Source organism: Xenococcus sp. PCC 7305 (assembly GCF_000332055.1).
Lineage (GTDB): Bacteria > Cyanobacteriota > Cyanobacteriia > Cyanobacteriales > Xenococcaceae > Xenococcus.
Map to the genome: position 1 here is coordinate 1 of NZ_ALVZ01000183.1, position 15,076 is coordinate 15,076.

At 37.3% G+C, this 15,076-nt stretch carries 8 protein-coding genes and 1 pseudogene; 5 read left to right on the forward strand and 4 right to left on the reverse strand.

Features of this window, described 5'->3' with window-relative positions; genetic code table 11:
* A pseudogene (locus tag XEN7305_RS29040) lies at nt 1–338 on the forward strand (hypothetical protein); the annotation flags it as partial.
* 204 nt (nt 339–542) lie between these two features.
* The gene (locus XEN7305_RS13745) at nt 543–3,320 is read left to right on the forward strand and encodes a filamentous hemagglutinin N-terminal domain-containing protein (RefSeq protein WP_006510054.1); all 2,778 of its coding nucleotides are present in this window, start codon (nt 543–545) and stop codon (nt 3,318–3,320) included.
* 13 nt (nt 3,321–3,333) lie between these two features.
* On the opposite strand, the gene XEN7305_RS28215 is transcribed toward XEN7305_RS13745, so the two are convergent.
* A protein-coding gene (locus tag XEN7305_RS28215) for an IS1 family transposase (RefSeq protein WP_202951282.1) occupies nt 3,334–4,043 on the reverse strand; the annotation gives its coding sequence in 2 pieces (ribosomal slippage) (nt 3,334–3,767 and nt 3,767–4,043; 711 coding nt in all).
* A 318-nt stretch (nt 4,044–4,361) separates the two neighbouring features.
* On the opposite strand from XEN7305_RS28215, the gene XEN7305_RS13760 reads away from it, so the two are divergent.
* Nucleotides 4,362–5,969 carry a CTP synthase gene (locus XEN7305_RS13760; protein ID WP_006510057.1) on the forward strand — a complete coding sequence of 536 codons (1,608 nt, stop codon included), beginning with the start codon at nt 4,362–4,364 and terminating at the stop codon, nt 5,967–5,969.
* Nucleotides 5,970–6,216: 247 nt separating this feature from the next.
* On the forward strand, nt 6,217–6,930 hold the full coding sequence (locus tag XEN7305_RS13765) for a hypothetical protein (protein WP_006510058.1): 714 nt from the start codon (nt 6,217–6,219) through the stop codon (nt 6,928–6,930).
* Nucleotides 6,931–7,215: 285 nt separating this feature from the next.
* Here XEN7305_RS13765 and XEN7305_RS13770 read toward each other — a convergent pair whose 3' ends face one another.
* Together XEN7305_RS13770 and XEN7305_RS13775 are read right to left on the reverse strand one after the other, a co-directional pair.
* Nucleotides 7,216–8,223: an AraC family transcriptional regulator gene (locus XEN7305_RS13770; RefSeq protein ID WP_006510059.1), complete on the reverse strand. Its 1,008-nt coding sequence runs from the start codon at nt 8,221–8,223 to the stop codon at nt 7,216–7,218.
* 17 nt (nt 8,224–8,240) lie between these two features.
* Complete coding sequence (locus XEN7305_RS13775) at nt 8,241–9,059, reverse strand: oxidoreductase (protein ID WP_006510060.1); 819 nt, start codon at nt 9,057–9,059, stop codon at nt 8,241–8,243.
* Nucleotides 9,060–9,338: 279 nt separating this feature from the next.
* Here XEN7305_RS13775 and XEN7305_RS13780 point away from each other — a divergent pair, with 279 nt between their 5' ends.
* Complete coding sequence (locus tag XEN7305_RS13780) at nt 9,339–9,560, forward strand: hypothetical protein (protein WP_144053273.1); 222 nt, start codon at nt 9,339–9,341, stop codon at nt 9,558–9,560.
* 319 nt (nt 9,561–9,879) lie between these two features.
* Here XEN7305_RS13780 and XEN7305_RS26685 read toward each other — a convergent pair whose 3' ends face one another.
* The gene (locus tag XEN7305_RS26685) at nt 9,880–15,075 is read right to left on the reverse strand and encodes a non-ribosomal peptide synthetase (RefSeq protein ID WP_006510062.1); all 5,196 of its coding nucleotides are present in this window, start codon (nt 15,073–15,075) and stop codon (nt 9,880–9,882) included.
* Nucleotide 15,076: the final 1 nt, after the last annotated feature.

A 15,076-nucleotide genomic window follows, 5' to 3' on the forward strand; every position in this document is an offset into this window, starting at 1 on the left:
CCACTTATGTGGAGTTAGATCTCTACAACATTACTTTTGGTGATGATGCGGATCTTTACTTATATCAGGATGACGGCGATTTCTTGTTCGAGTCGAATCAAGACTTTTTTATAGAATCATCTCGTCTTGCAGGCAATGCTAATGACTCAATTAGTGAGTTCTTAGGTTCGGGAAACTATTTTGCACAAGTTGAGCGTTATGCTCCTGGAAGCTCCGGTAGTTTGGACTACACGATAGACATTTATTCCACATCTGGTCTTTCCGACGGTGTTGTCAGGGTTCAAAGCATTGCGCCTATAGCTGGCGTTGCTGATGATACATTCCCATTTTTCCTTTGATGAATTTTCTTATGCGTCTAGCATGAACCGAAAACCTTTTTAATCTTAATAAGTAAAAGCTTCTAGATTCGTCACAAATCAATACTTTTAAATCTTCGACGAAATAATAAGCTTATTAAAGCTTAATCTGCACTAGACGCTCTGTACATGATCACATGACTTGGTGTAATTCAAAAATCAAATGGATTTCAATCTTCAATAATTATGAACAGATTAACAGGAAACATTGTTTTATTTTGTCAATTCGTTTTCTTTTTGGGTTACTTTTCCAACAGGCTTATTCTTCCAAGTTCTGCCCAGATTTCTCCAGATGGCTCAACATCAACAATAGTTGAGGCTGATGGCAATAGTTTTACTATTAATAATGGTGAACAAGCTGCAAATAATCTTTTTCATAGTTTTCAAGCCTTTTCTGTCCCTACTAGAGGAGAAGCCTTTTTTAATAATGATATCAATATAACCAATATATTTTCTAGAGTTACGGGAGGCAATATTTCCAATATTGATGGTTTGATTCGCACTAATGGTGCGGCTAACTTATTTTTAGTTAACCCTGCGGGAATTATTTTTGGAGAAAATGCCAGCTTAAATATTGGTGGCTCCTTTTATAGCAGTACAGCAGATAGTATTGTGTTTGATGATGGAGAATTCAGTGCCTTCGATTCTGCTGAACCTGCTCTATTAATAATTAATGCGCCCATCGGTTTAAACTTCCGAGATAATCCTACAGATATTCAAGTACAAGGGGCAAATTTAGCAGTTCCCTCAGGTCGAACTTTAGCTTTGATTGGAGGCAATATCAATATTAATGGAGGTTCTTTAACTGCTCCTGGCGGTCAAATTGAACTCGGCTCATTAACGGGTACGGGAACGGTCAATTTCGTTGAGAATTTGAATTTAAATCTTCAAAATATAGCGCGAGGAGACATATTTATCAGTAATAGTGCTTTTCTTAACACTGGTTCCGATAATGGGGGCACGATTTCTTTTCAGGCTAAAGATTTAACTATTGCAAACGCAGCTCTTTTTTCTGGAATACCACCAGGTTCAGGAGTGTCAGAATCCCAGGGGGGCAATATTGAGATTGAGACTACAGAATCTGTTGCTGTGCTTGATGGTGGTCGGCTGAATTCTAGTAGCTTTGGCACAGGAAATGCTGGAAATATTACCATTGATGCAGCAAATAATGTGACCATCGATAACAGTCAACTAGATGCTAATAGCTTTCAATTGGGAAATGCTGGGAATATCATTATTAATTCTTCAAGTAGTGTGACCGTCGATAACCAAACTTTTCTCAGAAGTACTTCTAATAATCCAGGACAAGGGGGCAATATTGATATTTTCTCGGAAAATTTTGTTCTGAACAACGAAAGTTTGATTAGTACAGTAACTACTGGAGATGGACCTGCTGGTGATGTTAGTATTCAAGCTGATTCTCTTTTGCTAGACAATGGAAGTGTTGTTTTAACTGCTGCAACAGGGACAGCAGATTCTGGCGATATTAATGTCGAGGCTGACTCTATTTCTCTAATTAATGGGGGAGAATTATCTAGTGCAACTATAGGAGCAGGAAATGCGGGAAATATTAACGTCAATGCTTCTGATTCAGTAATTTTAGTTGGTACGGCCCCAGTAAAAGTCATAAATGGTTCCCAAGGTGGCTTTTCCAGTGGCTTTTTTTCTAATAGTGATGCCCCAGCAACTGGACAAGGAGGTACAGTTACTGTCACTACAGGTAGATTGGAAGTCTCTGATGGTGCGACTTTGGGCGCGCGAGCTAGAAGTGAAGGTGTAGGTGGCAATATTATTGTTAATGCAAACACTATAGAAATAAATGGTGGTGGTCAAATTGTAACTGCCGCTTTTGCCGATGGTGATGCTGGGAACATTATTTTGAATGTTGCTGAAGAGATTAGTATTTCTGGTAGTGATCCTAATTTTTTTACGAGAAGAGAACAAGTCATAGAATTAGTCAATCAGATTAATACAGGACAAATAGTTGATCCAGAACAAACTATCGATCCGATAAGTCCGGAAAGTGGCGTTTTTGCTAGTACAGGCTCTAACTCTACTGGAAATGCTGGCAGCATTGCTATTAATGGCTTAAGACAAGAAGAAAATAGCGGACAATTATCTTTGCCCCAACTTACTCTTTCCGATAATGGACAAATATCAGTAAATAGTCAGGGGGAGGGCAATGCTGGTAATTTAACTATTACTGCTAACTCTATAGAGGTGACTAACGGTAGTATCACCGCAGCAACTAATATTGGCAACGAGGGCAATATCACTTTAGATATTCTTGATAATGTAATACTTAGGGATAATAGCTTAATATCTGCAAGAGCGCTTAGCGATGCTGACGGTGGCAATATTAATATTAATTCTCAATTTATAATTGCCTTTCCTAATCAATCGTCAGGAAATGGAAGTGATATTGTCGCTGATGCATTAGAAGGGATGGGGGGAGAAATCAAGATTACTGCTGAGTCTCTATTAGGTATTCAAGAACGGACTGCTATTGAGGGAAATGGAACTAATGATATTGATGCTAGTTCCGACTTTGGTTTGGATGGTAACGTCTCTATTACAACTCCTGATACTCATGCTCTGCAAACCGATATTAATTTGCCGAATAATCCGATTAAATCAGAAAAAACTGTTACTCAAGCTTGCCGGAACACTGATCTTAACGAAGACAAGACTAATAATTTAACCATCAAAGGGAAGGGCGGTATTCCTACCCAACCTACCCAACCTTTAGATTCTCATCACATTTTAGTCAATGAACCAACTACTCACCCTATTTCACAAGCCCAAGATTTGGAAATTAGACCAATTAAAACTAGTGTTGGAGATATTTTTCCAGCAAGAGGTATTATCAAAACTGACGATGGCAAGATTATCTTAACTGCCTACCCAATTGATAATATGACGCAAAGAACTCCTAATATTCGTGCTAATTGTGCTAGTTTATAAACAGTAGGTAGAGCTAAACAAGTAATGATTCATTGTAATGGTGAATGAAATACCAGATAGCACCTATATGATTTTCTAAAGATTTAGAAAAAGACAAAGTCTTCCTAACTAAACGAGATACTCTTTGTCTAAGAGTGTTGTCAAACCTTTCAATATAGCTAGTCTTGCCTGTTTCCTTTCCTACAGCTCTATGACGTTTACAAGGGAAAACTGCACCATATGCTGCCCAAAAGTCAGTGTAGGCAACTGCACACTGACGATATACTGGAGGCAATGAATTCCATAACTTTCTAGCAGCTTTCTCATCGCGATCGCCAATATGCACTCCCACAATTTCTCTGGTGTCAGCATCTAATGCTAGCCAAACCCATTGCTTATTGCCTTTTTTATCAACAAATGACCATAATTCATCGCACTGAATAGTTAACTTCCCTTTTTTTTTACGGTTACTAATATTTCTCGCGGAACTAGGGCATATTTTTGGTTAACGTAGGATTGCAACCATCTCTCAGAAGCCTTTGCTACACGAGCAATCCCTGCCAGTGAAATTCGCTCCAAGAGCAATCTATCAATTAATTCCCTTTTTTCTTGGTCAATCACTATCTTGGTCGGATTTTTGACAAACTGCCGCCCACAATCATGGCACTTAAATCTCTGTTTTCCATTGTGAATATGACCATTTTTGACAGTTTTTTCTGAAGAACAATTAGGACAAGTCGGCATTGGCAGAAGTTTCTAAATCTCAGCGATTATTTTATATCATTACTTCTACATGACTACCCAATTAAAATACTCATTTCATATTCAAAGTTTTCCAGCAATATAGGGAAAGCAAATTAAATTGCTCTTAGTATAATACCTCAAAGATTTTAGGCATAAAATCTCAGGATTTGGCGATTTGTATCATCCTTTTTTGACTTCCTGAGCTATTTGCTGATAATTTTTGAATTCAAACTACAGTGATTATCACTCCAACTATTTGTGTCTCTTCGTCGATTAATCGATATGATATTTAGCGGCTCGCAATTATAGAAAATCATTATGGCTAAATATGTATTTGTAACGGGTGGTGTGGTTTCTAGTATTGGGAAAGGTATAGTTGGCGCGAGTTTGGGTAGATTATTGAAATCTCGCAATTATTCCGTCTCAATTCTCAAACTTGATCCTTATATTAATGTTGACCCGGGGACGATGAGTCCTTTCCAACATGGTGAGGTGTTTGTAACTGATGATGGTGCTGAGACGGATCTAGATCTGGGACATTATGAGAGATTTACCGATACTTCAATGTCTCGTCTCAATAGCGTGACTACAGGTTCAATTTATCAATCAGTAATCAATAAGGAACGACGAGGAGACTATCAGGGCGGAACAGTCCAGGTTATTCCTCATATTACGAATGAGATTAAAGAGCGAATTCATCTGGTGGCCGATCAGACAGGCTCAGACATTGTAATCACTGAGATTGGGGGGACAGTCGGGGATATTGAATCTTTGCCTTTTATGGAGGCCATTCGTCAATTCCGTAAAGATGTGGGAAAGAATAATGTGATCTATATGCATGTCACTTTGATTCCTTGGATTCCTGCTGCGGGAGAGATGAAAACTAAGCCCACTCAACATTCAGTTAAGGAATTACGCTCGATTGGGATTCAACCTGATATTTTGGTTTGTCGTAGCGATCGCCCTTTGCAGCCAGGAATTAAGGAGAAAATCTCAGAGTTTTGCGATGTCCCCGTAGAATCAGTAATTACTTCCCGTGATGCTGGCAGCATTTATGAGGTTCCTCTGATTTTGGAACAAGAAGGTTTGGCACAACAAGCTCTAGAGCTTTTACAACTAGAGAAACGCCAACCTAATCTTGCTGAATGGGAGAAACTGGTAGAACAAATGAAAACTCCTCAAACCAAAATTGAGGTAGCGATCGTGGGCAAATATATTCAGTTATCCGATGCTTATCTTTCTGTAGTAGAAGCTTTGGGTCATGCTGCGATCGCCTGTAATAGTGAATTGGTTTTGCATTGGGTTGATGCTGAGGATATTGCGAAGAATGGTGCGGGCAAATATCTCGAAGGAGTTGCCGGCATTCTAGTGCCAGGGGGATTTGGCGTCCGAGGAGTAGATGGCAAAGTTTTGACAATTCAATATGCGAGGGAACAAAAGATTCCTTTTTTGGGTTTGTGTTTGGGAATGCAATGTTCTGTAATCGAATGGGCGAGGAATATGGCTCATCTCGAACGAGCTAATAGTTCAGAATTTGACTCTGAGGCAATTCACCCTGTAATTAATCTTTTACCTGAGCAAAGAGACGTTGTTGATTTGGGAGGTACGATGCGTTTGGGGTTATATCCCTGTCGTCTCAAACCAAATACTTTAGCGTTTTCTCTTTACCAAGAAGAAGTTGTTTATGAGCGCCATCGTCATCGTTATGAGTTTAATAATACCTACCGTAATCAATTCTTAGAAACAGGGTATGAGGTTAGTGGGACTTCCCCCGATGAGCGTTTGGTAGAAATTATTGAATTGAAGGATCATCCTTTCTTTATTGCTACTCAGTTTCACCCCGAATTTCGTTCCCGCCCCAACTCTCCTCACCCTTTGTTTTTAGGTTTAATGAAGGCGATTATTGGATTGGACTCAGAGGAGTAAATTGAGATTCTATGATGTAGACGTTGTGGATGTTTTTTGATTTAAATACCGATAATTACCCTTATCGGTATTTCATTTTCCCCTTGTTATATCTAATGCCTCAGCTTTTTATCCTATATTAAATTCTACTACCACATTTTTTTACATAGCATTTAATATAGAAAAATCACGGAGGTTAAGATACTTAGATGCCATTAAACTAAAATCGAAATCAGTCCGACTTGGTCTATTGTAGTAACTTAATTTAATGTTTAATTCCCAGAAAATATCTCTTTCTATTTTGGGTTTAATTACTGCCATTTATAGCAATATTTTTTGTCTTCCAGCCCAAGCATTTGTGGTTAATTTTAGTAATTTAGATGATCTTGATGATTCTAGCGCTGGAGAGACTTTTCCTCCCAATTCGATAGACGAAGGGAACTTTCAAGACGAAGATATAATGTTCTTCTTTACGGAGCAGACTGGTCTTAATTTAATTTCTGACCTCAGTGTGGATGCTAATGTCTCGGGAACTTTCAATAGGGAAAATGCCAACCCAGGCTTAATTAATGCTGGAACATTGATTGATAGCTATTATTTTTCTTTCGATATACCTAACGACATTACTAATAGTGCTAGCGATGTAATCGAGATAGAATTTTCTCAACCAATTCTAGGCATTATTTTCCTAACTAGTTCTCTCAATAATACTGACTCAGTTTTAGGGAGAACGGGTATTGATTATCCTACAAATTCGAATGTGCTCAGAGGGGTTGAGAGCGATCCTGGGATTACTTGGGATAACGATAACTTGAATTTAAGTGCTCAGCTAAGGGTTAATAACAATAATTCTTTTAAAGTCGATCATTTTCGTGTAGTTACGGCAGCGGATATTCCTTTTGAGTTCTCTCCTACATCAGGATTAATTTTGGTTTTCGGCATTGTTTTTTTATCGAGAATACTCCCAAGAGTCAAACAATGATAAGGCGTCGAATTTTTATTTTTAAATATTTTGTTTCATAATTAGACTTTTGACACAAATGAAATGTGTACAATTTGTTCACAAAACTGGGGTGCAGAGCAGAGTTCTATAGGTTGTGACGGCTATTGAGAAAATCAAAGTTAGTAATTATATTGCAATAAGTCTTACAAGATAAATTACACAAACAAGCTTCATTAGGATGTATCAAAATTAAAATAATGACACATGTTTTGCGATCACATATATTCCCAATCATTGGCCAATCGCGAAGAATTAGTTAATCAATCATTTAAACCTTAATTCACTCTCTTTACGAAAACTTTCAGGAGTTTTTCCTGTCCAAGTATGGAAAGCACGAAAAAAAGAATTCGGATCATCAAACCCCAACAGAAACGAAATTTCCCCACCAGATGAGGTTGAGTTGGTCAAATAATACCTCGCTAGTTTTTCACGAGTCTGATTTAACTCAATTTTAAAATTAGTTGATTCCTCCTGTAACCTTCGTTGTAACGTCCTCTTACTCACTCCCAATTTACGAGATACATTCTCAATTGAAGATTGACCAGTAGGTAATAATTCCAGCAACGCACTCTTAACTCGCTCTCGAAAACTAGCATCTATTTCTAAATCCTTCAGCCGCTTTCTAAGTTCAGGTTCAAAAAACTGCCACATAGATTCATTCTTAGTTAAAAAAGGACATTGAGCATCTGAGATCGCGAAAGTAATTTGGTTCTCTTCTTCCAACTCAGGTTTAATCCCGAAAAAATCAGTATATGCTTCTGCAGCATCTAATTTTTCTTGAGTCTGAATTTTCAGAGGAATAATCTGTTCTCTAGTAGCGAGGCGAATTAAATAAACTAAAAACACTGATTCTGTAGCAGCCAAAAAACCAGGTATCTTTTCATCAGGATTGATAGCATCAAGAGTAAGAACAATACTCGTACTGTCCTCATGAACATCAAGCCGCATCGGCCCTAGAAGCTTTTTAAACTGACTCAATCTTTTCATCGCCACCAAAAGATTAGGACTACAAAGCGCTGCAAACAATGGGGGATTAAATGATTCTACTGGGATTGCTTGACCCAACTTTAAAGGAAAAGCAGGATCTCTCACTGTTTCCTGTAATCCAATCCAAAACCGAAAATATTCTGTTGAGTTAACAGTTGTAGTTTGACGAGAAAAAAGATCTATTGGTAGTTGAGCACGAGTTAAAACTTCAGATACATTAATCCCAAGATCTTTAAAGATAATTTGCCAACCAGGCTCAATAATAAATTTTTTAGCTAAATTCATTGAATGTTTTAATCTACCTAACCAAGCATTTTGCCAACAATCCAATCAAAAGCGCGATCGCTTGCCCATTTACGAATAAATAACGAAGGTTTTGCCAACTTCCCTCCTACATAACGAGTTTTTGGCTTCTTAGCTTCAATTGCCTTAAGAATTAAATCAGCAATAACTTCTGGTTCAGAACCATTATCAGCCTCGTATGCATTCTTTGTCGCATCTGCTAATTGATGAGCCAATTTACTATAAGCAGTATCACCAGAGCGCTCTAGCATGGGCTTAATCATCACATTCCCAAACTCAGTTTTAATAGCTCCTGGTTCAATAATGACTACATCGATATTAAATTCCTTCAATTCCAAACGCAGACAATCAGACCAACCTTCTAGAGCATGTTTCGTAGCATGGTACCAACTACCTAAAGGAGTATAGATCTTACCTCCCATCGAAGAGATATTAATAATCTTGCCCGCTCTTTTTCTTCGCATTTTTGGCAGGATAAGTTGAGTTAAACGTGCCAAGCCAAACAAATTTACCTCAAACTGATAACAAGCATCCTCAATAGTAGTATCTTCCATTGCTCCATACATCCCAAATCCCGCATTATTAATTAGAATATCTACGCCACCATTTTCTGTTTCAATCTGATTGACTACTGCTTGAATATCTTCTTCTTTGGTGATATCCATCTTCACAGGAATCGCTCCCAACTCTTTGAGCTCATCCATTTTAGACAATCTACGGGCAGCAACATAAACTTCGTAACCTTTGCTGATTAAGCTTTTGGCTGTCGCTTTTCCGATTCCAGAAGATGCACCTGTTACTAATACAATCTTGCTCATGTTGTTTTCCTTGCTTTACCAATTTGCTTCAGCCTTATCTTAGAAAATCAATCATGGGAAGTCACTAGCAAACTACGCCAAGCCATATGTAAAACACGCCAACTGTAAATGTTTCATAATTAAAGTTTTGACACATTTATTGTGCTGATACAATGTGTACAATTTGTTCACATAATTTTCTAAATAAGGTTTTTAATGATATTGGCTTTAGTATCGCGATCGCTATGAAACTAAGATTTAAAACAAAGATCTTAATTATTTTAGTAGCAAAATTAAAAGATGAACACAAACAAAACCATGCCTGTTCTTCCCGTCGAAGCTTATACTTCTCAAGAATGGTTTGACAAAGAACAAAAGTATATTTTTAGTGATTCATGGCAGTTTGCAGGTTTTGTCGAAGACTTAAACGAACCTGGAGACTATCTTATTATGTATGGAAACAACAACAGAAGTCATTGCGATCGCCATACTTTTCCATTGGAGCAATTGCCAAAGATTTAGAGCAATCTGTTTATCAATATCAGAGAAATATCCGAAACTATATTGAAAGTCATTCGTAAACTACGCCAATCATAGTAATCAAATTAGAAATGTTTCAAAATTCAAACTCTGAAACATATTTGGCGATCTCTGAATTTTATAAGATAAATTGCACAAACAAACTCGATCAGAATGTATCAAAATTAAAATAATGACACGTATTCTGCGATCAACCGAAGGCTGGCTCTGCGCGCCACGCGCTTGCGAAGCTCTCAGCGGATTTCTTCTAGATTACTAAAATATTTCTTCTGTGGCTTAATTGCCTAGCTGGGAGTAGCGATTATTTCTCAGCAAGCCCTATTTTTAGATTTTCTAAACATTTAAGAACAGCTTGATGATTAGGGCTTAATATAAGAGCTTTTTGATAGGCAGTGATCGCTTTTTCTAGATCTCCTTCTTTACTCAGAGCATCTCCTAAGTTTTTATAGACGCCAAAAGGTTGCTGGGAATTTAATTGAATTGCTTGTTCATAAGATACAACTGCATTTTGGAACTTACCAGATTTTAATTGCGCATTACCCAAAAAAGTATAGACTGCGGGATGGCTTGGATTTAAAGTGATCGCTTTTTGATAGCAGCATATTGCTTCAGTAACCACTCCTTGCTTATGATAGGCATGACCTAATTGGCAGTAAATTTTTGCTGGATTTATGGGCAGTAATTTTAAAGCTTGATCCAAATTTGAGATCGCGCCCTTAAAATCTCCTTTACTAATTTGAGCAGAAGCCAATTGAGAATAAGCATTACAATTATTAGGTTCTAATTTAATTCTCTCAGTCAATATAGTGATCGCTTTTTCGATTCGTCCCAGTCGCTGCAAAACTTGACCTAGTTTCTGATAAAACCAACTGTGTTGTGGTTCCAGCTCCACAGCTTGTTGATAACTAGCTGCGGCAGCGGTTAAATTTTCTTGCTTTGTTTGAGCTTCTGCCAAGAAAAAATAGAGTTCTGCATTTTCAGGTGCTAACGTCAAAGCTTTTTGATAAGCAGCAATTGCATTTGCCCATTCTGTTTTTTGACTGAGAGCATTGCCCAGATTTTGATAAACTTCAACCGGCTGCTGAGGATTTAATGTAATAGCCTTTTGATAACTAATAATCGCTGATTCGAAATCCCCTTTCTCATAGAAAATATGACCCTCTTGAAGAGCTAAATCAGATTTTTTTGCTTTTAGAGTAATATTTTGCCTTGAAATCTCTGTCAAGTTGTTGACAATCTGAACCTCAACAATAGTAGTTGCCGAACCTTGATCTTTAAACCAAGTCACTCCTTCTTCGACTAAATCTAATTCCAATTGATAACAACCTGGCTCTTCTGGAATTGTTACCAACAAGTTCACATCTATGGCCGCCCCTGGTAACAATTCCTGGTCGAGATTAGTGCGTCCATCTTTGTTTACTATTACTTCACCATTGTGAGTCAACCAATGATTTCCTAGCCTGATTCCACTGTTAATGGTTGATTTCCAGGGCATTGGACTGATATTCTCTATCCTGACGGGGATAATCAAGGATTCTCCAGCAGTTGCTTCTAGTGATCTTTTTGCTGTAAGTTTTGCCTGATATGCTTGGGGGTTTAATAATTGATATTGTTCTTGATCTGCTTGCTCTGAAACATTTTCCAACTGTGCTTTCTCAATTTCACAACGCAATTTTTCGACTAGCGTCTGGATATTCGGTTCATTAAAAAATTGACCATGTTTTCCAGAAAAAATATTAACAGAGAATTTTCCTCCATAGTACTTGCGGTAACCGAATTCAGGCTCATGAAACTTTTGGTAAGGATTGAAGCGGCTTTGCCGACCAAAGAAAAGAGCTACCCTACCTGTATATGCTTGGGGAATAAATTGTTCCATTAAGCATAGTAAAGTTATAGTCTTGTCTTTAGCTTTTAGTTGCTGGGCAATTTCCATCATAATCCAGGCACTTTGACAATTTCCGCCCAGTAAATAGGGACTTTCTGGCTGAATACTCAAGATCTCAGCAACATAATGAGCCGCTAGAGCTTTAATATTCTCCTGAGTATATTCCATGATTAGATGACCAGAACGCATTCCATAAACTGGTTGCTCTTCTCCTAAATATTTCGCTAATTGTGATAGTTCTCTAAATCCTTGTAAACACCAAAATAAACCCTGTTTAGTACCTTTGGTATTTAGACCTACTATTAGAGAGTTTGGTTGAATTCTGGTTCCTAGCCAACCAGCAGTATAGGCTAATTGTTGATGATATATCTCCTCTGAAAGTTGCGAATGCTTTAAGCTTTCTGAAGATTTTGAGGTGATTGCGGTTTCTTGCTCAAGGAGCTCAGCTAGTTCGGCAATGGTTCCCAATTGAAACAAGGCAGCTATAGGAACTTTCCTGTTGAATGCTTGTTCAATTTCTGCTATCAGGCTTACAGATAATAGAGAATGCCCTCCGAGATCAAAGAAGTTGTCGTGAATACCCACCTCATGTTCTAACCATAATACTTTTGACCAAATTTCAGCTAGTTTTTGCTCTATGGAATTGCGAGGAGCTACATAGGTTTGTTCTGAAATTTGTCTATCTAGGTTAATCTTTGCTAAGGCAAAACGATCTATTTTTCCACTTGGAGTTAAGGGTATGGCCTCTATCGGAACTAGCGCAGAGGGGATCATATAGCTGGGTAGCTTTTGTTTTAAGAAAGAGCGCAATTCTTCTAAAGAAGGAACTTGTTCTTGAGTAGGAACAATATATGCCACTAGGCGTTTAGCACTTGGTATATCTTCGCGAACCAGGATAATATTTTCTTTGATCTGGGGATGTTTTGCCAGAACTGTTTCGATTTCTCCTGGCTCTATGCGATAACCGCGAATTTTTACTTGATTATCAACACGTCCGAGAAATTCTATATTGCCATCGCGAAGATAGCGAGCTAAGTCTCCTGTTTTATATAGTCTCCCTGATGGAGAATCAGAAAAAGGGTTGGGGATAAATTTCTTTTTAGTTAGTTCTGGACGATTGAGATATTCGCTAGCTAAACCTACCCCACCTATGTAGATTTCTCCCGTTACGCCAATGGGTACTGGTTGGAGATAGGAGTCTAAAATATAAATTTTGGTGTTAGCAATAGGTTTCCCAATCGGAGGCAAAGAACCTATATTCTCTCGTTGACTATCTAAGATAAATTCTGTTACCACATGGGTTTCTGTCGGACCATATTGATTAGAGATAATTTTTACTTGTTTTCTGATTTTTTCTATGGCAGGTGTTAGCTTTAATTGTTCTCCTGCTGTAATAATTTCCTGTAAACTATCAATTGATTCTGATTGATGCTCAATTACTGCTGAGAGCTGTTCCAGGGCGACAAAGGGAAGAAATAATCTTTCTATAGCTTGTTTTTTTATGAATTTTGGTAATTGATTAAAGTCTTTTCGTTCTTCTTCGGCAATAAGAACTAGTGTGCCCCCAGAACAAAAAGTGGAGAATATTTCTTGGCAAGCAACATCAAAGCTAATAGATGCAAATTGTAACGTTCTTAGTTGAGGAGTAAAATATTTTCTATTTACTTGCCAATGAATCAAATTACTCATAGTGCCATGATTCATTATAACCCCTTTAGGCTGTCCAGTTGAACCTGAAGTGTAAAGCAAATAAATTGGGCTATTGGGATGAGTTACGTTTACTAAATTATCTTGATTTTCCTTATCTATTGACTTCCAATCTTGATCTAAGTTTATAACTATGTTGGAATCTAATTCTAAGTTATCAACTAACCTTTCTTTAGTTAACAATAAAAATATTTGACTATCCTCTAACATAAAATTGATCCTTTCTTGAGGATAATTAGGATCGAAAGGTACATAGGCCCCTCCTGCCTTTAAGATTCCTAATATACTAATTATCATCTCCAAGGAGCGTTCTAGGTAAATTCCTACTTTCTTTCCCGTATTTATTCCTAGCTTCTGTAGATAATTAGCAAGTTGATTAGCTCTTTCATTTAATTGCTGATAAGTTAGTTGTTGCTCCTCAAAGATAATGGCAATAGCATCGGGGTTCTTTGTTACTTGTTCTTCAAATAATTGATGGATACATTTATCTTGAGGATAAATTATTTGAGTATCGTTCCACTCTACTAATAACTGATGAAGTTCTTCTTTGGTTAATAATGATAATTGAGTTACAGTTTGCTGAGGATTTTCGATAATTCCTAATAAAATAGTTTGCAAATGAGCTAGCATCCGAGTCATCGTATCTTCTTCAAAACGAAGAGTATCATAACTAATCTTAATAAATAGCTCTTCTTCAAATAATCCTGATAGTACTGTTAAAGGATAATTAGTATGTTCGTGAACTGCTATTTTCTTGAACTGTAGTGAATTAGTTTCATTAAACAAAGAAAAATCTAGCGGATAATTCTCAAAAACAACAATGCTTTCAAACAAAGAGACTCCTCCACTGAGTTCACTTAAGGTTTGAATATCAACTAGAGGCGTGTAAGAATAATCTTGCATTCTCCACATTAGCTGTTGTATTTGTTTCAACCAAGTTATAAGTGTCTCGGAGGATGATATTTGTAGACGTAATGGTAAAGTATTGATCAATAACCCCACCATATTTTCTACCCCCGACCAATTGGTATTACGACCAGAAACAGTCACACCAAAGAGGATATCTTTTTCTCCGCTATAACGGTTTAATAATAATGCCCAAGCAGCTTGTATTATTGTGGCTAAAGTAAGACGATGCTTTTGTCCTATATTTTGTAATTTACGACTGTCTTGAGCAGAGAAACGACATTCAACTACTTTATAATCAGATAAATCTTGCTGTTGTTGCTCATTGAGCTTATCTATTACTAAAGAAGTTGGGTTATTAAAGCCTCGCAAGGTTCTTTGCCAAAATTCAAAAGCAGTTTCCTTGTCTTGAGAATTCAGCCACTTGATATACTTACGATAGGGACGTGGTGTTGGTAGATAAAAGCTCTCCCCCAGAAGTTCAGCTTCATATAAACAGAAGACTTCTTTCAAGATAATTGGTAAACACCAACCATCTATAAGAATATGGTGGAAACTCCAAATTAACTTGTATTGATCTTTACTGAGTTTAACTAAAGTACATTCATTTAATGGTGCCTTACTAAATTTAAATTCTTGCTCCTTTTGTCTTTGTAAAAATTTTGTCAGTTGTTGTTTTTGTTCAATTACAGATAATCCTTGCCAATCAAGATTTCTCCAAGGTAAATCAAACTTTTTGAGGACTATTTGCAAAGGGGTAGGTCGATTTTCCCAAACAAATAATGTCCGTAAAACTGAATGTCTATCAACAACTTTTTGCCAAGCAGATTCAAAAGCAATGACATTAATATCACCTTGCAAGTCCAATTCTACTTGCTCTAAGTATACTCCGGTTTTAGGAGAATGGAGACTGTGAAACAACATCCCTTGTTGCAGAGGAGAAAGGGGATAAATTGATTCAATATTTTTTTTAGCTAAGGATTGTGTTTGGTTGTTCATT

Excerpts from the sequence above, each read along its gene's own strand:
- XEN7305_RS13745 (WP_006510054.1), top strand. The coding sequence starts at position 543 with ATGAACAGATTAACAGGAAACATTGTTTTATTTTGTCAATTCGTTTTC.
- XEN7305_RS13760 (WP_006510057.1), top strand. The coding sequence starts at position 4,362 with ATGGCTAAATATGTATTTGTAACGGGTGGTGTGGTTTCTAGTATTGGG.
- XEN7305_RS13765 (WP_006510058.1), top strand. The coding sequence starts at position 6,217 with ATGTTTAATTCCCAGAAAATATCTCTTTCTATTTTGGGTTTAATTACT.
- XEN7305_RS13770 (WP_006510059.1), bottom strand. The coding sequence starts at position 8,223 with ATGAATTTAGCTAAAAAATTTATTATTGAGCCTGGTTGGCAAATTATC.
- XEN7305_RS13775 (WP_006510060.1), bottom strand. The coding sequence starts at position 9,059 with ATGAGCAAGATTGTATTAGTAACAGGTGCATCTTCTGGAATCGGAAAA.
- XEN7305_RS13780 (WP_144053273.1), top strand. The coding sequence starts at position 9,339 with ATGAACACAAACAAAACCATGCCTGTTCTTCCCGTCGAAGCTTATACT.
- XEN7305_RS26685 (WP_006510062.1), bottom strand. The coding sequence starts at position 15,075 with ATGAACAACCAAACACAATCCTTAGCTAAAAAAAATATTGAATCAATT.